Genomic DNA, 18153 nt, shown 5'->3' with positions numbered 1-18153 from the left:
TCCCGCTCACCGTGAGCGGGACTTTTTTGGATGGGACAGCCCATCACGTCACCCGTTGCTTGGCGGCGATATGGGCTTCCTTGACGGCTTCGTCAGCAGATGCGAATTGGAGCAGGTGCTCGTAGATGGCCGTCTGTTCCGCCAACGTCAACCGGGCCTCACCTGGCAAGGCAATCTGTTGTTTCCATGTCTTCCGGTTCAACACGGGAACGTCCGCCACGTCGATGCGTTTCAAGGTCGACCGGTCGCTGAAGACGATCCAAGAGTGTAATAGACTCCGCTCCACAGCAAGCGTTTGTTCCATCGCTTTCATATGTAACTCATTTTGTTTGATCGGATTGAAAAATCGGAACTTCTTTCGGTTCGGCATCGATTGGGTCCAATGCCGTTCTTGTTCATGTCCAAAAATCCAGCCGCTATAATTTTTCGACTCAATCACGTGGACACCGCTCTGGTTGATGAACACCACATCGATTTCCGTCGTACGCTCTCGATTTTTTGGATGGGGCAAATATAGATTCGTCAAGATGAAGGGATTCGGGACGCGCTCCTCGATGGCGGCGACACATAAATATTCGCCGTATAAGCCGGTGTCTTGAACGACTTTGAAATAGCTGTGTCCGGTCTGGGCGAAATAGCGGCTCCGTTTATAACGCTTGACCTTCGTATACAATATACCGCTCATCACCAGGAACAGAGGACCGAATAGACTGACCAATGAAATCATCATACCGTTAAGCATGCTCGTGAGAAGCTCGGACATAGGCTACCTCCTTTCGTGTCTCTTTTTACTATATCGAATCGAGTCGATTGTTAGGTTGGTTTTTGGGTTAAATTGGAAATGTATTTCTGAGAAAAGGGTGCCCTTTGACTAAAAAAAGACCAGCCCTCGAGATGGCTGGTCTTCTACATCAACTCTGTTGCAACTCGGCCCGTTCTTCGTCCGTGAACACGCGGGAACGGCTTAAAAACCGTTTTCCTTCGACGCCCTCGACCGAGAACATACCGCCCCGGCCCTCGACGACGTCGATGATGAGCTGGGTGTGCTTCCAGTAGTCGTGTTGCTTCTCGTGCATATAGAACGGACAACCGCCGATTTCGCCGAGCAGGACGTCATGATCTCCAATCATGAATTCGCCTTGCGGGAAACACATCGGGGAGCTCCCGTCACAACAACCGCCCGACTGGTGAAACAAGAGCGGTCCATGTTTTCGTTTCAGCTGTTCGAGGAGCGCGAGCGTGGCGGGGGTGGCCTCGACGCGGTTCACCATCTCAGAAGAACCCGAGTTTTTGTTCGCTATAGCTGACGAGCATGTTTTTCGTCCGTTGATAATGGTTGAGCATCATCTTATGGTTCTCGCGGCCAATCCCAGACATCTTGTATCCGCCGAACGCGGCATGGGCCGGATATTGGTGATAGCAGTTGATCCAGACGCGACCTGCTTGAATCTCGCGACCGAACCGGTAGGCGCGGTTCATGTCACGCGTCCAGACGCCGGCACCGAGTCCGTATAACGTGTCGTTCGCGATGGCGAGCGCCTCGGCGTCGTCTTTGAACGTTGTCACCGATAAGACCGGTCCGAAGATTTCTTCTTGGAAGATGCGCATCTTGTTATGACCTTTGAAGATGGTCGGCTGCACATAATAGCCGTCGGCGAGTTCGCCGTCCATCATGTTGCGTTCGCCGCCGATGAGGCACTCCGCGCCCTCCGACTTTCCGATCTCCAAATACGACAAGATCTTTTCCATCTGCTCATTCGAAGCTTGGGCACCCATCATGACGTCAGGGTCGAGCGGATTGCCGAGCTTGATGGCTTTGACCCGTTCGAGCACCCGTTCCATGAACGGCTCATAAATCGACTCGTGAATGAGCGCGCGTGATGGACACGTGCATACCTCGCCTTGGTTCAAAGCGAACATGACCAGCCCTTCGATCGACTTGTCAAAGAAATCATCATCCGCATCCATGATGTCCGCGAAGAAGATATTCGGTGACTTCCCACCGAGTTCGAGCGTGACCGGGATGATGTTTTGTGAGGCGTACTGCATGATGAGTCGACCTGTCGTCGTCTCACCCGTGAAGGCGACTTTGTCGACGCGGTCGCTCGACGCGAGCGGTTTGCCGGCCTCGAGTCCGAACCCGTTGACGATATTCAACACGCCTGGCGGGAGTAGGTCTTCAATCAATTCCATGAGCACCATGATCGAAGCCGGCGTCTGTTCGGCTGGTTTCAATACGATACAGTTTCCGGCAGCGAGAGCCGGCGCGACTTTCCAGACCGCCATTAAAATCGGGAAGTTCCATGGGATGATTTGGGCGACGACACCGAGCGGTTCATTGAAATGATAAGCGACCGTGTCGTTGTCGAGTTCACTGATGCCGCCTTCCTGTGACCGGATGACGCCCGCAAAATAGCGGAAGTGATCGATAGCGAGCGGTAAATCGGCATTGAGCGTCTCGCGGACGGCTTTCCCGTTTTCCCACGTCTCGGCGTATGCGAGCATTTCGAGGTTCGTTTCCATACGATCGGCGATTTTATTTAAAATGACAGAGCGTTCAGTGACCGACGTTTTGCCCCAGGCGTCTTTGGCAGCATGGGCCGAATCCAAGGCGAGCTCGATATCTTCTTTCGTTGAGCGGGCGACTTCGCATAAAACTTTACCATTTACCGGAGAGGTGTTCTCAAAATATTCTCCCCCTGCAGGCGCGGTCCACTTTCCGTTGATGTAATTCTCATAGCGGTCTTTAAAGTGAACTTTCGTGCCTGTCGAGTTTGGGACTTCATAAATCATGGTCGTTCCTCCCTTTTCCGTAAAGTATAGGGATTCTATGTATGCGCTTACATTTTACTGTAAGTCAACAGCTCCCTTTTTTTATCGTAACGGGTCGGCGTGATAAAAGTCAAAATTTTTCGACAATAATTTGTCACATTTGAACGGAAATGTTTTGAAGTCAAGATTTGTGGTAAACATCATATTAGTATCAATTCCAAATCGAAGGAGTGGACAGATTCATGGCAAAAACATATCAAGTCGACCCGGCACACAGTTCGATTACATTTACGGTCAAGCATATGATGATTTCGAAAGTAAAAGGGGAGTTCAAAGATTTTCACGTCGAGGCGAACGGACAACCGGACGATCTCGCGAACGCGAGCGTGAAGGTGACGATCAAGGCGGCATCGATCGATACGAATAACAGTGACCGCGACAACCATTTGCGGTCTGGAGACTTCTTCGATGTGGAGCAACATGAGGACATCGTGTTCGAATCGACATCGTTCCGCTCAAAGGGTGGCGGTGAATTCGAATTGACCGGGAATTTAACGATTCGCGGGACGACCCGGGAAGAGACGTTCGAAGTCGAGTACGAGGGAAGCGCGAAAGACCCGTGGGGCAATATGAAACACGCTTTTACCGGGGACGGGTCAATCAACCGAGAAGATTACGGATTGACGTGGAACCAGGCGCTCGAAGCGGGTGGCGTTCTCGTCGATAAAAAAGTCAAATTTGACTTTGAGCTCCAGTTCACGGAGTCAGAGGCATAAAAAAAAGTCGCTCCTGTGAGCGACTTTTTACTGTTCGTAGGCCAATTTCTTTTGCAAGCTCTCTTCACTGAACACCCAGCCAGTGAATGAAGACAACACTTCATTCGATTCTTCGTCGACGATGACGACGGCGACGAACGGATAAATATCTTTCGCGAAATAGCGCAAGTTCGTGAAGCGATACTCGATCATACCGTTGTGACGCGTGACCGTATACGTGTGAATCTTCGAGAATTCGAGGAACGATTGAAGATTCGCATTTTTACGGGCTTCCACGAAGTGAAGGTCATCTTCACCTGGCATCGGCTTGTCACGGAAACGACCGCATTCGATGACCGTTCCTTTTTTCACTTTGACGGCACCTAAACCGTTGCGGAATCGAACGGCGACATGCCAGTCATCCCAACCAATACCTGGCGAGATGAACAGTTCGTGTGCACCAGCGAAGTGACGGGCGACCGTGGCGAGGGCGCGGTTACGCAACTTGAATTGAATCGCGTAATAGCTGATGACGAGCGCAATGAGCAGTGCAAAAATCGGGACAGTCGCCCCTGTGATAAGCCATAATACATATGCCCCATAATAGGCAGAGAACAAATACGGATCAAACGTCCCGATGACGCCCCAGCCAATCCATTTTTTTGAAAACGGTTGAAGAGCCTGCGTCCCGTAGGCGTTGAACAAGTCGACCGTGACGTGTAACAACACGGCGATTTGTGCCATGACCCATAATGAAGCGGGGTTGACGCCAAGCGCGAGTCCGATGACGGCGCTGACGATGATCGGCCAGGCGAGTAGTGCGGTTATTCCGTGTGAACGACCGCGGTGCTGGCGTAAATACGTGCTATTTCCTTTTAGTTTGAAGACCGTGTCAAAGTCCGGAGCATGTGAGCCGACGAGCGCCGTCGCTGTCATGGCTAGAAACATTTGTGCGTCGCCTGACACCTCCGGGCTGAGTGTCGCGATTGCACTTAAACCTAGTCCCATCCCAATGTGAGTAGCAGTATCCAATGTGCTTCAGCACCTCCATAAAAGTAGAAAAACCGCATATTTTAATCCACTACATCATACAATATTTTTAAAACGAGGGGAAACAAAATGCTCGATGTTGATAAATTGTTCACAAATTATAATATTCAAGAATTTAACACAAATTTAGTGACGTGGTTCAATCGCGAAAAGCGTGATTTGCCATGGCGTCACGGAAAAAATCCATATCGGGTCTGGGTGAGCGAAGTCATGCTCCAACAGACGCGCGTCGATACCGTTATCCCATACTATAACCGTTTCATGGAGCGGTTCCCGACGATTGAGGCATTGGCAGCGGCCGAACCCGATGAGGTCGTCAAATATTGGGAAGGACTCGGTTATTACTCACGGGTTCGAAACCTTCATCAAGCCGTCCGAGAAGTCGTTGCCGTGTACGACGGGATTGTCCCCGAGGAAAAAGAACGGTTCGAAAAACTGAAAGGTGTCGGACCGTATACGACTGGGGCGGTGTTATCGATTGCCTACAATCAGCCGGAACCGGCCGTCGATGGCAACGTCATGCGCGTCATGTCCCGTCAATTCGGGATTTATGACGACATCGCCGTCCCGAAAACGCGAAAACTGTTCGAGCAAGTCGTGCGACGACTCATGGACCCGGCGCATGCCTCAGACTTTAACGAAGGCATCATGGAGCTCGGGGCGACGGTATGTACGCCGAAAAACCCGATGTGTTCGCTCTGTCCCGTTCAAGATGATTGTTATGCTTATACCCATAACGTTCAAGATGAACTCCCGGTCAAGACGAAAAAAGGGGCGGCTCGGATTGAGATGTATGATGCGCTCTACTGTCGCCAGGACGGCCGGACCGCATACGTGAAGCGCCCGGATGCCGGTCTTCTCGCTGGAATGTGGCAATATCCGCTTACAGACCGCGGAACGGGGGAACAGTTAAACGGAACCTATATTGGACAAGTGAAACATGTGTTTTCCCATATCGTCTGGTACATCGACTTATACGAGGTCGAGACGCTACCGGACGGCGAGTGGGCTTGGCTCGACGAAGAGGCACGCGACGTGGTGACGGTATCGGTCGCCCAACAAAAATTAGAGCAGATGGCAGGTGCGAAAGATGAGACAGTTTGACGTACGAACACCATTCGACACGTCTGTGGACACATTATGGACGTTGCTTCAAGACGCTTCGCTCTTATCAAAACTGACGTCCTTCCCGAAAGTGACGCTCGTTGGAGATGGGGCTTCGGTCGAGGGGAACGTCGTTCAGCTCCGTATCGGGGTTGGGCCGGTCTCTTTGCCTTGGAATAGCGCCATCACATTGGCTGGAGACCGTGCCTTTTGTGATCAAGGCGTAAAGTTGCCGTTTCCTTTCCGTCGTTTCAGTCACGTCCACCGTGTCGAACAAGTGGATGGGCAAGCCGTTATGGTCGATGAGGTCACGTTCGACAGTTACGTGCCGACTGTCCTCGTCGAGTACTTCGTGCTCCGGCCGATGTTCAAAGCGCGAGCCGAGGCATTCCAAAAAACACTAAATTCGTGAAAATAAGAGATTTCCTTTTTCATTGGTTCTGAAAGTCGCTATAATTAAATATGAGAATTGTATAGCATCATAGCGGAAAGGAGGAGCTTATGAGCTTATTTCCCAAAGCAGGTAGCAAGATCGAGATACAGAGCTACAAGCACAACGGAACTTTGCATCGCGTTTGGGAAGAAACGCTCGTCCTTCAGTCGTCAAAAACGGATATGATCGGATTCAATGACCGCATCATGGTCAGTGAGTCAGACGGCCGGCAATGGAGAACACGTGAGCCGGCAATTTGCTACTTTTCATCTGAGTTTTGGTTCAATGTCATCTGCATGATTCGCGAAGATGGGATTTACTACTACTGTAATCTAGGTTCGCCGACAACGTTCGATGGGGCAGAACGTGCCATCAAGTACATCGATTACGATTTGGACATCAAGGTGTTCCCGGATATGTCGTACACGATTTTAGATGAGGATGAATATGAGCGGCATCGTCGCGAGATGAATTATCCGAAAGCGATTGATCGAATCTTGAAACAGAACGTTCAAGAACTTATTAACTGGATTCGAGGACGGAAAGGGCCGTTCAACCCAACATTCGTCGATGAATGGTATCGCGAATACGAAGCACGTTACCGGAGATGATTGCTCATCTCCGCTTTTTTTCTTGAAGGAGGAACTAATGGGTAGTATTAAACGTTATTTACAGTTCGTTAAACCGTATAAGAAACAGATTGCGCTGACCATCTTCGTCGGGATTTTGAAATTCTCGATTCCGCTCGGGTTACCGCTGCTCTATAAATATGTCATCGATAATTATTTGACAGATCCGGAACCGGCGCGAGATTATACCGAGCTCGTCTGGTTGTTCAGCATCGTCTTCTTCATCTTCCTCGTCTTGAAGCCGCCGATTGAGTACTTGCGCCAATATTTGGCACAGTGGGCGGCGACGCGGATCTTGTTCGACGTCCGGAACCGATTGTTCGACCACGTCCAAAAGTTGTCACTTCGGTATTACTCGAACAATAAGACGGGACAGATCATCTCGCGCATCATCAACGATGTCGAACAGACGAAAGACTTCGTCATCACCGGTCTGATGAACATTTGGCTCGACATGGTAACCATCTTGATTGCCATCGCCATCATGTATACGATTGACCCGCAGCTGACGCTCATCGCCGTCTTGCCGCTCCCGTTCTACGCCATCGCCGTCCGCTACTTCTACGGAAGATTGCGCCGGCTTACGCGGGAACGCTCGGCCGCTCTTGCGGACCTTCAAGGTCATTTGACCGAACGCGTCAACGGGATGGCCGTCATCCGCAGCTTCGCCCTCGAACCGTATGAGAACAAGGCGTTCGAAGAACAGAACGGTGGCTTCTTGAAGGCCGCGCTCCGTCATACAGGGTGGAACGCGAAGACGTACGTCGTCGTCTCGACGATTACGGACATCGCCCCGATCTTAATCTTCACATCGGCTTCTTGGCTCGTCCTGCAAGGGGATGTCTCGCTAGGGACACTCGTCGCCTTCATCGCGTATATCGATCGTCTCTACGCACCGCTCGGCCGTCTCGTCAACTCGGCGACGACGCTCACGCAGTCGGTCGCTTCGATGGACCGGGTCTTCGAGTTCCTCGATGAGCCGTATGACATCGAAGAAAAATCGAGTGCGTTCGTTCCCGTGAAAACGGCAGGCGACATCGAACTCGATCAGGTCAGCTTTGCGTACGAGAAAGACGGTACCCGCGCCCTCCGTGACGTCAACCTGCATATTCGCTCTGGAGAGCGGGTTGCGTTCGTTGGCATGTCCGGTGGCGGAAAGTCGACGCTCGTCAGCTTGATTCCACGGTTTTATGACGTCACGTCGGGTAGCATCAAAATTGATGGCACCGACGTCCGTGATTTCAAATTGCGGGCTCTGCGCGATCAAATCGGGATGGTCATGCAAGATTCGGTTCTGTTCAGTGAATCGGTCGCGATGAACATCCGGATGGGGAATCCGGAAGCGAGTGACGAAGATGTGATCGCCGCCGCGAAAGCAGCGAACGCACATGAGTTCATCTCGAACTTGCAGGATGGCTACAATACGCCGGTCGGGGAAAAAGGTGTCAAACTGTCAGGCGGTCAGAAACAACGGCTTGCCATCGCCCGTGTCTTCTTGAAACATCCGCCAATCATTATTCTCGACGAAGCGACGAGTGCGCTGGACCTTGAGAGTGAGGCAATGATTCAGGATTCGCTCGCGCGTTTGACGAAAGGGAGAACGACGCTCATCGTCGCGCACCGATTGTCGACCATCACCGATGCCGATAAGATTGTCGTCGTCGATAACGGACAAATTATGGAGACCGGGACGCATGAAGAACTGATGCGTCGCCGCGGAGCCTATTACGATTTGTATATGATTCAAGATTTGGCAGTCGTCGAATGAGACGCGGCCTCGAGGAGACTCGGGGCCTTTTTTTGTTTTCCTTGACAGTGAGACGGGAATGAAGAAACGACATGCCAAAAGGGGGAGAGTCCAATGATGAACGGGGAAGGTTTAATCACAGTAAAACCGCTTAAGGACGCGCTCGAGCTGACGTGGTCAGTGGAGGGGAAGGTCCGGCTTACGCGGAACGGGAAGTATGTGTATGAAGGGACCGACCAGCACTATGTCGACCATGAGACGGCCGTCGGAGAGCAAGTCGCCTATCGTCTCACGGATGAGCAAGGGGAAGTGGCGAAAGTGTATACGGCCGCCGTCGACCCGAGCGATGATTTGTATTGGAATCGACATCTCACATCGGCCGTCGTCGCGTCGACCGGTACCCATCTCCAATGGGATCCGATTCCTGACGTCGAGACGTATGCGATCTATCGACAAGGACGACGAATCGCCGAGGTCGTCGGGAACGCCTATTTGGACGACACACCGCTACACGAACCGACGATGTATGAAGTTCGGGCGCTCCGCCCGGTGAAGCGAGACGCGAAACCGGGGACGCGTCTCATTCACGCTGTCGGCAAAGCAATGTCACTCGCCAAAGAATTGAAGACGGACACGCGGCGCGACAAAGAACTGTTCGTCATGTATTTTCTCGTCAGTCCGCTCCGTCCTGATTTGGAGACGGTCAATCAGATTCAGCTTCGCGTCCAGACGTTCATTCGTCCGCCGATGATTAAAAATCCGAACTTATTGTCGCCTCACCCTTATTTTGAAGGGGATGGACGACCATACAACGTTCATGCGAACGACTATCGGACGCGGACGGAAGTGAAAGTCGAAGGGATGCACGACATTCCGATCGTCTCTATCAAAAAAGATGCCGGAGTGACGCGCGGATACAACGCCCGTCATCAACTAACAGGAGAAGATGTCGCTTCGGTCGATCAAGTGTATCTTGACGATATCGATATTGACCGGGGGCGGACCGCATACCGCTTGCACCATTCGGTCGGCAATCCGCTCGTCATCGCGCCGGACATCAAGTACACGATTGTCGCACAATTGAAGGACACTGCCACGTTCAAACTGTCCGGTAGTCATACGCAATCGCCGCACCATGAAGTGTATCTTCAAGTCGGGGATGCCCCGTGGACGACGATTCACCGGGCCGATGACCTCGGTGTCAGTTTCATGGGCAATCCGATGCCGGAGTGCCATTGGACGTACTTGACGTGTATGGACTAAAAAAACCGTCGACTCATCGAGTCGGCGGTTTTGGTTGTTGATCGAGAAACCGGCTTCGTTCTTCCGGTGTCGGCAGTTTACACGTCTGTTTTTGTCCGAACCATTCGTAACGATGCTTGGCGATGACATCATAGCCGAAGTCGCGAATCGGTTTTGGGACGATTTTCACGAACCGGAGCCATCGCCACATCCCATCCAATCCTTCTGCAATCCGGATGGCCGCGTCGGATTTGATATAAGGCACGCCGTCACGAATCAAGACGATGCTGTCGACCGAGTCGCTGATGCGGTGACGTTCGCGTAGCGTCTTGCCGGCGTCACCTTGTAGCGAGGCAAAATGGAAGTTCCCGGTGGTGTCCCGGTTCAAGATGAATTGGACGCTGGCGTCACAAAAGTTACAGTCTCCATCAAACAAGACAATGGCTGGCATTTGGTTCGCCTCCTTCACTCTTGGTTGTTTCCGTTCCAGCGTTCGTTCAAACGTCACGCGGCGAGCTGGCGCGCCGATTCCATTTTATAGAGCGAGACATAATAGAGATACGCACCGAGCGCCCCGAACAAGAAGATGTAGCCGCTCATGAACACAGGTCCGATGAACGCCCCGACGACGATGCCAGCAGCGGCCACAAGTTTGGCCCCATGGAACGTGAGTCCACCGAAAGCGAGGTACGAGGCGCGACGCTCTGGGTCGAGCAGGTCGACTTGCTTCACTTGGCGGATTGGCGAGTATAGCAACTCGCCGACCGTGAAGACGACGGCCAAGACGGCGAGAATCAGAAATGAGTTCATCGATGTGATGGCCGCATACGCCGTGATATAGAGCGACAAGCCGATGAAGAAAACGTGTTTCTCCCGATACCGTTTCACAAAGGCGGTGACGGCGAACGTGATGGCGACGACGAGCAATGTGTTCTCGAGCTGCATGAACGCCATCATTCGGACCCCGTCAAACGGCACACCGATGATCGCACGTTCTTGGAACGATTCGGCCAAATGAACGCCGATATAGTTCGCCATATGGAACTCGGTCGAGAAGACGAGCATGCTGCCGAGCACGAACAGCATCCAGCGTCGGTCATTCAAGGCGATCCGGTAGTTTTGAATCACGCCGACGATCGGGTTGGATGGCGTCGACCGGTTGCCTTGATGTGAATCGACGAGATAGCGTTGCAAGATGATCGTTGTAATGGTCAACACGAGCGTCATCCCGATAAATAAACCAAACCGGTAGTCGCGATAGAACGCACCGCCGAGCATGACACCGCCGGCGATCGCTAAATTGACGAGCCAATAATCATATACATAAATCGCTTTTCGATTCGATGGGTCCATCGAGTCGATCACGATTGCTTCGAGCGCCGGATAGTTCAAGCCGTTGGCGACGGCGTGACCGAAATACAAAATGGCTACGGCGAATGCCCAGTTGTTCGATGGGTGAATCGCGACTGTCATCCCGATGAAGCAGAGGATTTGAACGAGTTGGCCGATCTGTAAGACGTGCTTGCGATTAAAGCGGTCGGAGAAGTACCCACCGAACAAGCCGGTGACATACCCGACGATGACGAATGCCGTCATGATGATCCCGGCAGCGATTTTACCGAGTTCTTCTGAAAAATATAAAGCCATGAATGGAAAGATGGCCGAGCCGACGATGCGGATGAAAAATCCACAGACGAGTCGAAGTCGGACGTTAGTTGGGAAATCTTTGAATTTCATGTGAGCACCTCCTTGTCACTACTTTAAACGTGGACTACACTTGGTAAAAAGAGACAAATTATTTGGACATGTCCACTTTTAGGGGGAATGACATGAATGCAAAACTAGTGGCCATTTATCGCCATGCGTTACAAGCGGGTCGAATGGATGTGACACTCCGGCAAGCTGTCGAGGTGGTCGGCTATAGCGAGAAGCAAGTGAAGCGCGACATCAAGGCGTGGGAAACGATGGGCTGGGTGACCTATCAAGCCGGCAAAGGGCGCGGCCATGAATCGATGCTTCGTTTTCAGTCGGACTTTGACGAGACGCTCCAGGCGTGGGTCGTAACCTCATTTTCTGAGGCTACGATGGCGCAGGCGGCCAAATGGTTGGAGTGGGATTGGCCACCCGCATTACGGGAACTGATCCAAGCGCGGATTTGGAACCGATTTGGTTTCGAACAGACGGAAGAAGACCGTTTTATTTTCCCGAGGACGCGGACACTCGAGTCACTTGATCCGCTTGATATCCACATCGCGATGGAGGCGTCGTTATCGCGTCACGTCTTCGACCGCCTGTTCGAATGGGACGGGACCACGGTTCAACCGTCGCTAGCCCATCATATGGAGGAGACGCCATTTGGATTTCGCTGTTACATCCGTAAAGGGATCACTTTCCACAACGGGATGACGTTAACGGGCAAAGACGTCGTCTACTCATTGAGCCGACTCTTGGCTCGCGGCAAACAAGTCTGGTTGTTCGCACCGATTGATCGGGTCGACTCGCCCGCACCGTATGTGGTCGACCTCTATACGAAAGCACATCGGGCCTACATCGAGCGCTTGCTTGCTCAAACACCGGCATCCGTTACGTATGAAGGAGCAGAAGGGATTGTTGGGACGGGGCCTTTCAAATTGGAGAAACAATCCGACGACGTCGTGCGTTTACGGGCGTTCGAGCGCGGGTTGCGCCCCCGTCCGTCATTGGACGTGGTTGAGTTTGTCACGTTCTCGGAAGCAGATCACGCCAAATGGAGCGCGCGGGACAATCATAGCGTCGTGAAATGGATTGCCGAGGCCGGGGCTCGTTATCTCATGTTCAACTTACAGCACTCCTGGCTGAAAGAGGATATGGCGACGCGACGCGCGATTCAACGGGCGATCGATAAACAAGCGGTCGTCGATTTGGGGGGAGAACGTCATCAAGTGGCCCACGGCTTCTTCCCGGAAACGAGTCGCCCGATTTCACTGGCCGAGCCAAGCGAGAGTTCTAAGCGTCCGCTTCGACTATTACACTTGCCGTTCGACGTGGCGACGGAAGACGCTGCGCTTGTCGCATCACAGTTGCGGGCTGCCGGTTTCACCGTCGAGACGGAGACGTATGCGCTCAGTTGTTTACTGCAAGAGGAGACACTTCGCCGAGCCGATTTGATTTTATGCGGGGAGATGATGAGCGAAGACTTGGATTTGGCGTTTCTCGCCTTTTTGACGAGTGAACTGTCGCTCGTCGGCAAGCTCGTCGCACATGAAACGGACCTCCGAACGATGATGGACCGCTACCGTCAAACCGATATGAGCGCTTGGCCGATGCTCCATCGGGAGGTGGAACGCTATTTGACGGAAGCGGCGCTCGTCATTCCGCTATACCATGTCGAGCGGGAGCGGAGCTTCCCGAGTTTTCTAGGCGACGTGCCGGTCGATATATTCGGACATCCACGCTACGACCAGTTGTGGATCCGACCTTCGGTGTAATCAAAAAGGAGATGCCGCGGCATCTCCTTTTACTTATAGTTGGGCGAAGGCGCGGTTTACCGCAACAATCGTCTCTTCGATATCTGTCTCGCTATGCTCAGTCGTCAAGAACCAAGCCTCATACTTAGAAGGGGCCAAATTGACACCGTTCTCGAGCATCAATTTGAAGAAGCGTCCGAACACTTCACCGTCCGACTTCTCGGCTCCCTCATAGTCGGTCACGACCTCGTCCGTGAAGTACACCGTAAGTGCGCCTTTTAGACGGTTCAATGTGATGGTCACGCCGTGTGTTTTAGCGGCTTCACGAATCCCGGCCTCGAGCTGGGCACCGAGCGCGTCAAGCTTTTCATACACACCCGGTTGCTCGAGTACTTCGAGGCAAGCAATCCCTGTTGCCATCGATGCCGGGTTACCGGCCATCGTTCCGGCCTGATAAGCTGGACCGAGCGGAGCGACCGTTTCCATAATTTCAGCTTTACCTCCATAGGCACCAATCGGCAAGCCTCCGCCGATGATTTTCCCGAGGGCGGTCATATCCGGCTCGATGCCATATACTTGCTGGGCACTGCCGTATGTGAAGCGGAACGCCGTGATCACTTCGTCGTAAATAACGAGGGCGCCATGTTCATGGGTGATGTCGTTGATGGCCTGGAGGAATCCAGGTTTCGGCTCGACGATGCCGAAGTTTCCGACAATCGGTTCTACGAGGACACAGGCGATTTGACTGCCCCATTCGCGCATCATGTCTCGGAACGCCTCGACGTCATTGAACGGCACGGTGATGACTTCTTTCGCCGTGGCCCGTGTGACGCCGGCCGAATCTGGTGAGCCGAGCGTGGCTGGTCCGCTGCCTGCTGCGATGAGCATCAAGTCCGAGTGGCCATGATAGCAACCGCTGAATTTGACGACGAGTTCGCGTCCCGTGTAAGCACGGGCGACACGTACGGTCGTCATGACCGCCTCGGTCCCCGAGTTGGTGAAACGGACCTTGTCCATTGACGGGATGGCCGCCTTTAGTTTTTTCGCGAACTCGACTTCAAGCGCATGCGGTGTCCCGTAAAGGAGTCCTTTAGACGAAGCCGCGATTAACGCTTTATGGATATGCGGATGGGCGTGGCCCGTGATAATCGGACCGTACGCCGCCAAATAGTCGATATAACGATTGCCGTCGACGTCATAGAAATAGGCGCCGTCTCCTCTTTCCATATAGACGGGTGCACCTCCGCCGACTGCCTTGAATGAGCGGGAAGGGCTGTTGACCCCGCCGACGATATGCGTCAAGGCGTCGGTATACAAAACGTCTGAATTGTTGCGTGTAGATGATGTTGCCATATGTATTGCCTCCTTTTACAAATTCGCACTTATTGTATCACAGCCGTCAACCGCTTAAGCTCAACGTTTGACGACCGTTCCAGAAATCAGTACACTATTTATAAAGATTACTATGTAAGAAATAGGTTAATTACTACTAACACTTCGAATGAATTCTATAGAAGAAATGAGGGATTGACGTGGGAAGCGAAATGCTTGACCATGCTGTTCAGTCGCTCCGAGAACATGGAGTCAGAATGACGCCTCAGCGCCAGGCCATTTTGGAGTACCTCGTCACGGAGCACAGTCACCCGACAGCGGATGACATTTATAAGGCACTTTCGGCGAGATTTCCGAACATGAGTGTCGCTACCGTCTATAACAACTTGCGCGTCTTTAAAGAAGTCGGTCTCGTCCAAGAGATGAATTACGGAGACGCATCGAGCCGGTTTGATTTCGTGACGTCGCGTCACTACCACATCATCTGTGATGCGTGTGGGAAAGTCGTTGACTTCAACTACCCGGTCCTCGATGAAATCGAATCGGTCGCATCTCAATTGACTGGGTTCAAAGTCGACCGCCATCGTCTCGAAGTATACGGGACATGCCCGGCGTGCCAAGCTGAACAAGCGCATAAACATTAAAAAAACATCCTCTGCCTGAGGATGTTTTTTTATTCGTGTGAATGTGATTGGCGTTTGTTATATTTTTCGTCGAACTCTTTACCTTCGAGCGATTGGTCGATCGTGAGCGGTTCGTCGCAATGCATACATAAGTCGACCCGACCGAGCATCTTTGTCTGTTTCTCACAATTCGGGCAAGTGACGACGATGGCTTTTGTGGATGCCATCCCAATAATAAAGTAGAGCGCTGAACTCGATAACACCATCACGAAGCCGAGCAACATGAAAATAATCATCAGCCATGTGATGCTTTTCGCCAACAGGCCGAGATACATGACCCCGATTCCCGCAAAGACGAGCAACAACGCAAGGTTTCGAGCGCGGTTGATTTTATTCCCCCGTTTTTTCATTTCGTAATCCCTCCATGTCTGTCTTTACTATAGCTCATCTGCTCGATCGTGAGAAGTTCATACAATCGCTGGCAGGAGAATTTTAAAAGAAGGCGAATCATTTTCGTATCAGATTATTGGGTGGACGTTTGAAGTTCATCATATAGAAAGAAGGTATCAAGGTGACTATGGAGTATGCCACACGCACGATCTATTCGGAATATGCAGCCTTGAAGACGACGCTTGGCATCATCGAAGTGAAGAAGAAACGACCACGCGATCCGTTGACCGACCAATCGGACCGGTTGTTGATTGTGATTGAAGCCAAAGAAGAACCGTTCTGGACAGTGAAACACTATCAGGTCGGACAAGAAAAAATCATTCTCCATTTGGTGAGTGATTCGATGATGGACCGCTGGATTTTGATGAACGAGAATCGCCGGGCCATCCACTGGATTGAAGATGGAATGGTGTTGTTTGAACGAAATACGTTTTTATTAGACTTGCGACAACGTCTTCGTAATTTCTCAAACGATGAGCAACGTCTGCAACTATCGCTTGCTTTTGCGAAATTGCTGCGACGCTTTGAAGACGGCCGAAGCTTATTTTTGCAAGAGGAACACCAAGACGCCTTCACCCAAATTCATCATGCCTTGACTCATTTGGCCAGATTATCGGTCTTAGAGGCCGGGATTCATCCTGAAATCGTATTATGGAAACAAGTACGCACACTCGATTTAGAAATATATAAACTCCACGAGGAACTCGTGAGCGGACATGAGTCGCTTGAACAACGGATTCACTTGGTGATTATCGGAATGGAACATTTGATTCAATCAAAAGTGTTGCCGGGCACGCTTCTGCTACTGCAAACGATGCAACAACGCGACGAACCGTGGCCGTTCTCGGAATTAATGGAACACCCGAACTTGCAAGCATTGAAAGTCGACCTAGGTAGCATCGTCGGGTTCCTTGTCCGCAAAGGATATGTCCGTTCGGTCGCGCGACCGACAAAAGGTGTTGGGGTCGAAGCCATCGCCTATGAGATCGCCTAACTATATAGAAGCGAATGGAGTAGTCGAATCAGATGAAAATCGTCAAGTTTATATTCGGTAGTGTGTTGATTGTGCTTGTGACCGCAGTCATATCGGTCTTTACAGCACTCTTTACGATGGGCAATCCGATTGCAGGAGGACGCCCGATCCTTTGGACAATTTGGTACGTTGCCGCTTTATTAATTCTCATTATGGCGCTATATGACTTCTCGTCGTTAACGAAGGGGCAACTCAAACGAGTCGGATTGATTGGAACCGTGATTGGAGTCGTGTTCTTCGGTTCAGTGAAAGGGTACTACGTGTATACAGAAGGTTTGCGGATTGAAGAACGCGGTGTTGAGTTGTTTGACTATCAACCGTTTAAAGAGGAATCCGATTTAGCTAAGCTCGATGCGCCATCTTCGTTTAAAATCGATTCAAATCTCCCACGCCTCGATGGTGCTACGGCACTCTATCCACTGTATGCGTCTTTTGTCGAAGCGGTTTATCCTTCTGACGAATATAATCCGTATAGTACGGAGGAGAGTCCTGTCGTCTCGACGACGACGGGAGAAGCGTATGATCGGTTGATTCAAGGGAAAACGGACATCATCTTTGTCGCCGGACCATCAGATCTTCAAGTGGCCGCGGCTAAGAAGGCAGGTGTGGAGTTCAACATGACACCAATCGGGCGCGAAGCGTTTGTCTTCTTTGTACATGAAGACAATCTAGTTGACTCGCTTAAATTAGACGAGATTCAACAAGTGTATGCCGGAGACATCGATAATTGGAGTGAGGTCGGAGGCGAGAATGATCCGATTCGAGCCTTCCAACGTCCAGAAGGAAGCGGGAGCCAGACGGCCTTGCAGCGGGTGATGGGTGATCGTAAATTAATGGCTGCACCCGTTGAAGATGTCCCGGAAGGTATGGGCGGTATTATCGAACAGACGGCCGCATACACAAATCATAAAAATGCGATTGGGTTCTCTTTCCGCTTCTATGCGACCGAGATGGTCGAAGATCACGACATTAAATTACTTCAAGTGAATGGAATCGCTCCAACGGTCGAAACCATCGCTGACGGGACGTATCCGATCACTTCTGAATTTTATGCCATCACGACAGAAGAGAACTATGAAACGCATAAGCCGTTTTTAGATTGGATGACATCTGAAGAAGGGCAGACATTGGTGGAGCGGACGGGCTATGTGCCGCTAGCGAAAGATTGAAGCGTTGGGCCTCATGACGGGGGCTCGACCTTTTTTATTTTTTTGTAATATTTCTATTGACGAAGTGGTAAATAGAGATTATAGTTATAAACGTTGTCACGGCAAAAGATTATTTCAGTAAAACAATTTGTGAAAAAAGTTGTTGACGCGGAGATAGACGACGTGATAAATTAATGAAGTCGCCAAGAGCGGCAGACGAACTTTGAAAACTGAACGATGAGGCAAAAAACGTTTTACAATGTTTGAATGAAGCGCAAGCTTCGTCATTTTTAAAGAGCTATATCAAATTCTTTGGAGAGTTTGATCCTGGCTCAGGACGAACGCTGGCGGCGTGCCTAATACATGCAAGTCGAGCGCAGGAAATCGAC

The 18153-nt window shown here is 51.4% G+C and carries 18 protein-coding genes and 1 rRNA gene; 11 read left to right on the top strand and 8 right to left on the bottom strand.

The genetic code is table 11. The features are described from left to right. Positions 1-43: 43 nt before the first annotated feature. The 3 genes from KNP85_RS09835 to exaC all read right to left on the bottom strand — a co-directional run bounded on the left by KNP85_RS09835 (position 44) and on the right by exaC (position 2793). Positions 44-763 (bottom strand): nuclease-related domain-containing protein, encoded by a 720-nt coding sequence (locus KNP85_RS09835; protein ID WP_021067748.1) that lies wholly within the window; start codon positions 761-763, stop codon positions 44-46. Positions 764-911: 148 nt separating this feature from the next. Further along, positions 912-1271 carry a DUF779 domain-containing protein gene (locus KNP85_RS09830; RefSeq protein WP_214802867.1) on the bottom strand — a complete coding sequence of 120 codons (360 nt, stop codon included), beginning with the start codon at positions 1269-1271 and terminating at the stop codon, positions 912-914. A 1-nt stretch (position 1272) separates the two neighbouring features. Beyond that, positions 1273-2793, bottom strand: coding sequence for an acetaldehyde dehydrogenase ExaC (gene exaC, locus KNP85_RS09825; protein ID WP_029596012.1), 1521 nt, complete (start codon positions 2791-2793; stop codon positions 1273-1275). A gap of 221 nt (positions 2794-3014) precedes the next feature. Here exaC and KNP85_RS09820 point away from each other — a divergent pair, with 221 nt between their 5' ends. After that, on the top strand, positions 3015-3548 hold the full coding sequence (locus KNP85_RS09820) for a YceI family protein (protein WP_021067745.1): 534 nt from the start codon (positions 3015-3017) through the stop codon (positions 3546-3548). A gap of 27 nt (positions 3549-3575) precedes the next feature. On the opposite strand, the gene KNP85_RS09815 is transcribed toward KNP85_RS09820, so the two are convergent. Then, a complete protein-coding gene (locus KNP85_RS09815; protein ID WP_214802865.1) occupies positions 3576-4559 on the bottom strand; it encodes a metal-dependent hydrolase in 984 nt (327 codons plus the stop codon). Positions 4560-4646: 87 nt separating this feature from the next. On the opposite strand from KNP85_RS09815, the gene mutY reads away from it, so the two are divergent. The 5 genes from mutY (at position 4647) to KNP85_RS09790 (ending at position 9753) form a co-directional block, all read left to right on the top strand. Then, a complete protein-coding gene (mutY, locus tag KNP85_RS09810; RefSeq protein WP_058765751.1) occupies positions 4647-5681 on the top strand; it encodes an A/G-specific adenine glycosylase in 1035 nt (344 codons plus the stop codon). Next, positions 5668-6093, top strand: coding sequence for an SRPBCC family protein (locus tag KNP85_RS09805; protein WP_029596009.1), 426 nt, complete (start codon positions 5668-5670; stop codon positions 6091-6093). Before mutY ends, KNP85_RS09805 begins: the two co-directional genes overlap by 14 nt. Before the next feature lie 89 nt (positions 6094-6182). Continuing rightward, entirely contained in the window at positions 6183-6725 is a 543-nt protein-coding gene (gene ntdP / locus KNP85_RS09800) for a nucleoside tri-diphosphate phosphatase (RefSeq protein WP_021067741.1), read from the top strand. A gap of 37 nt (positions 6726-6762) precedes the next feature. Beyond that, on the top strand, positions 6763-8511 hold the full coding sequence (locus tag KNP85_RS09795; RefSeq protein WP_214802863.1) for an ABC transporter ATP-binding protein: 1749 nt from the start codon (positions 6763-6765) through the stop codon (positions 8509-8511). A gap of 93 nt (positions 8512-8604) precedes the next feature. Continuing rightward, positions 8605-9753, top strand: a complete 1149-nt coding sequence (locus KNP85_RS09790) for a DUF3238 domain-containing protein (protein ID WP_021067739.1) — start codon at positions 8605-8607, stop codon at positions 9751-9753. 13 nt (positions 9754-9766) lie between these two features. Here the strand turns inward: KNP85_RS09790 and KNP85_RS09785 are convergent, their stop codons facing one another. Beyond that, positions 9767-10183 carry a thiol-disulfide oxidoreductase DCC family protein gene (locus KNP85_RS09785; protein ID WP_214756663.1) on the bottom strand — a complete coding sequence of 139 codons (417 nt, stop codon included), beginning with the start codon at positions 10181-10183 and terminating at the stop codon, positions 9767-9769. A gap of 53 nt (positions 10184-10236) precedes the next feature. Next, positions 10237-11469, bottom strand: coding sequence for an MFS transporter (locus KNP85_RS09780; RefSeq protein ID WP_214802861.1), 1233 nt, complete (start codon positions 11467-11469; stop codon positions 10237-10239). Positions 11470-11561: 92 nt separating this feature from the next. Here KNP85_RS09780 and KNP85_RS09775 point away from each other — a divergent pair, with 92 nt between their 5' ends. Then, positions 11562-13199: an ABC transporter substrate-binding protein gene (locus KNP85_RS09775; RefSeq protein ID WP_214802858.1), complete on the top strand. Its 1638-nt coding sequence runs from the start codon at positions 11562-11564 to the stop codon at positions 13197-13199. A 33-nt stretch (positions 13200-13232) separates the two neighbouring features. On the opposite strand, the gene KNP85_RS09770 is transcribed toward KNP85_RS09775, so the two are convergent. Then, positions 13233-14531, bottom strand: a complete 1299-nt coding sequence (locus KNP85_RS09770) for a glutamate-1-semialdehyde 2,1-aminomutase (RefSeq protein ID WP_214802855.1) — start codon at positions 14529-14531, stop codon at positions 13233-13235. Between the two features lie 191 nt (positions 14532-14722). Here KNP85_RS09770 and perR point away from each other — a divergent pair, with 191 nt between their 5' ends. After that, entirely contained in the window at positions 14723-15154 is a 432-nt protein-coding gene (gene perR / locus KNP85_RS09765) for a peroxide-responsive transcriptional repressor PerR (protein ID WP_029596002.1), read from the top strand. 29 nt (positions 15155-15183) lie between these two features. Here the strand turns inward: perR and KNP85_RS09760 are convergent, their stop codons facing one another. Further along, complete coding sequence (locus tag KNP85_RS09760; protein WP_021067733.1) at positions 15184-15543, bottom strand: YgzB family protein; 360 nt, start codon at positions 15541-15543, stop codon at positions 15184-15186. 167 nt (positions 15544-15710) lie between these two features. Here KNP85_RS09760 and KNP85_RS09755 point away from each other — a divergent pair, with 167 nt between their 5' ends. From KNP85_RS09755 to KNP85_RS09745, 3 genes are all read left to right on the top strand, one after another. Beyond that, entirely contained in the window at positions 15711-16577 is an 867-nt protein-coding gene (locus KNP85_RS09755) for a nucleotidyltransferase-like protein (protein WP_021067732.1), read from the top strand. 32 nt (positions 16578-16609) lie between these two features. Further along, on the top strand, positions 16610-17785 hold the full coding sequence (locus KNP85_RS09750; protein ID WP_214802852.1) for a PstS family phosphate ABC transporter substrate-binding protein: 1176 nt from the start codon (positions 16610-16612) through the stop codon (positions 17783-17785). 288 nt (positions 17786-18073) lie between these two features. Continuing rightward, positions 18074-18153, top strand: a 16S ribosomal RNA gene (locus KNP85_RS09745); the annotation flags it as partial.

Source organism: Exiguobacterium sp. s194, from assembly GCF_018618275.1.
Classification (GTDB): Bacteria; Bacillota; Bacilli; order Exiguobacteriales; family Exiguobacteriaceae; genus Exiguobacterium; species Exiguobacterium chiriqhucha.
Note: the sequence above shows the minus strand (reverse complement) of the source record. Positions and strands in the feature narration are given on the sequence as shown.

What these genes read in the sequence shown, in the direction of transcription:
- KNP85_RS09790 (WP_021067739.1), top strand. Translation starts at nt 8,605, where the DNA reads ATGATGAACGGGGAAGGTTTAATCACAGTAAAACCGCTTAAGGACGCG.
- KNP85_RS09820 (WP_021067745.1), top strand. Translation starts at nt 3,015, where the DNA reads ATGGCAAAAACATATCAAGTCGACCCGGCACACAGTTCGATTACATTT.
- KNP85_RS09775 (WP_214802858.1), top strand. Translation starts at nt 11,562, where the DNA reads ATGAATGCAAAACTAGTGGCCATTTATCGCCATGCGTTACAAGCGGGT.
- KNP85_RS09770 (WP_214802855.1), bottom strand. Translation starts at nt 14,531, where the DNA reads ATGGCAACATCATCTACACGCAACAATTCAGACGTTTTGTATACCGAC.
- KNP85_RS09755 (WP_021067732.1), top strand. Translation starts at nt 15,711, where the DNA reads ATGGAGTATGCCACACGCACGATCTATTCGGAATATGCAGCCTTGAAG.
- KNP85_RS09830 (WP_214802867.1), bottom strand. Translation starts at nt 1,271, where the DNA reads ATGGTGAACCGCGTCGAGGCCACCCCCGCCACGCTCGCGCTCCTCGAA.
- KNP85_RS09780 (WP_214802861.1), bottom strand. Translation starts at nt 11,469, where the DNA reads ATGAAATTCAAAGATTTCCCAACTAACGTCCGACTTCGACTCGTCTGT.
- perR (WP_029596002.1), top strand. Translation starts at nt 14,723, where the DNA reads ATGCTTGACCATGCTGTTCAGTCGCTCCGAGAACATGGAGTCAGAATG.
- exaC (WP_029596012.1), bottom strand. Translation starts at nt 2,793, where the DNA reads ATGATTTATGAAGTCCCAAACTCGACAGGCACGAAAGTTCACTTTAAA.
- KNP85_RS09750 (WP_214802852.1), top strand. Translation starts at nt 16,610, where the DNA reads ATGAAAATCGTCAAGTTTATATTCGGTAGTGTGTTGATTGTGCTTGTG.
- KNP85_RS09805 (WP_029596009.1), top strand. Translation starts at nt 5,668, where the DNA reads ATGAGACAGTTTGACGTACGAACACCATTCGACACGTCTGTGGACACA.
- ntdP (WP_021067741.1), top strand. Translation starts at nt 6,183, where the DNA reads ATGAGCTTATTTCCCAAAGCAGGTAGCAAGATCGAGATACAGAGCTAC.
- KNP85_RS09785 (WP_214756663.1), bottom strand. Translation starts at nt 10,183, where the DNA reads ATGCCAGCCATTGTCTTGTTTGATGGAGACTGTAACTTTTGTGACGCC.
- KNP85_RS09835 (WP_021067748.1), bottom strand. Translation starts at nt 763, where the DNA reads ATGTCCGAGCTTCTCACGAGCATGCTTAACGGTATGATGATTTCATTG.
- mutY (WP_058765751.1), top strand. Translation starts at nt 4,647, where the DNA reads ATGCTCGATGTTGATAAATTGTTCACAAATTATAATATTCAAGAATTT.
- KNP85_RS09795 (WP_214802863.1), top strand. Translation starts at nt 6,763, where the DNA reads ATGGGTAGTATTAAACGTTATTTACAGTTCGTTAAACCGTATAAGAAA.
- KNP85_RS09760 (WP_021067733.1), bottom strand. Translation starts at nt 15,543, where the DNA reads ATGAAAAAACGGGGGAATAAAATCAACCGCGCTCGAAACCTTGCGTTG.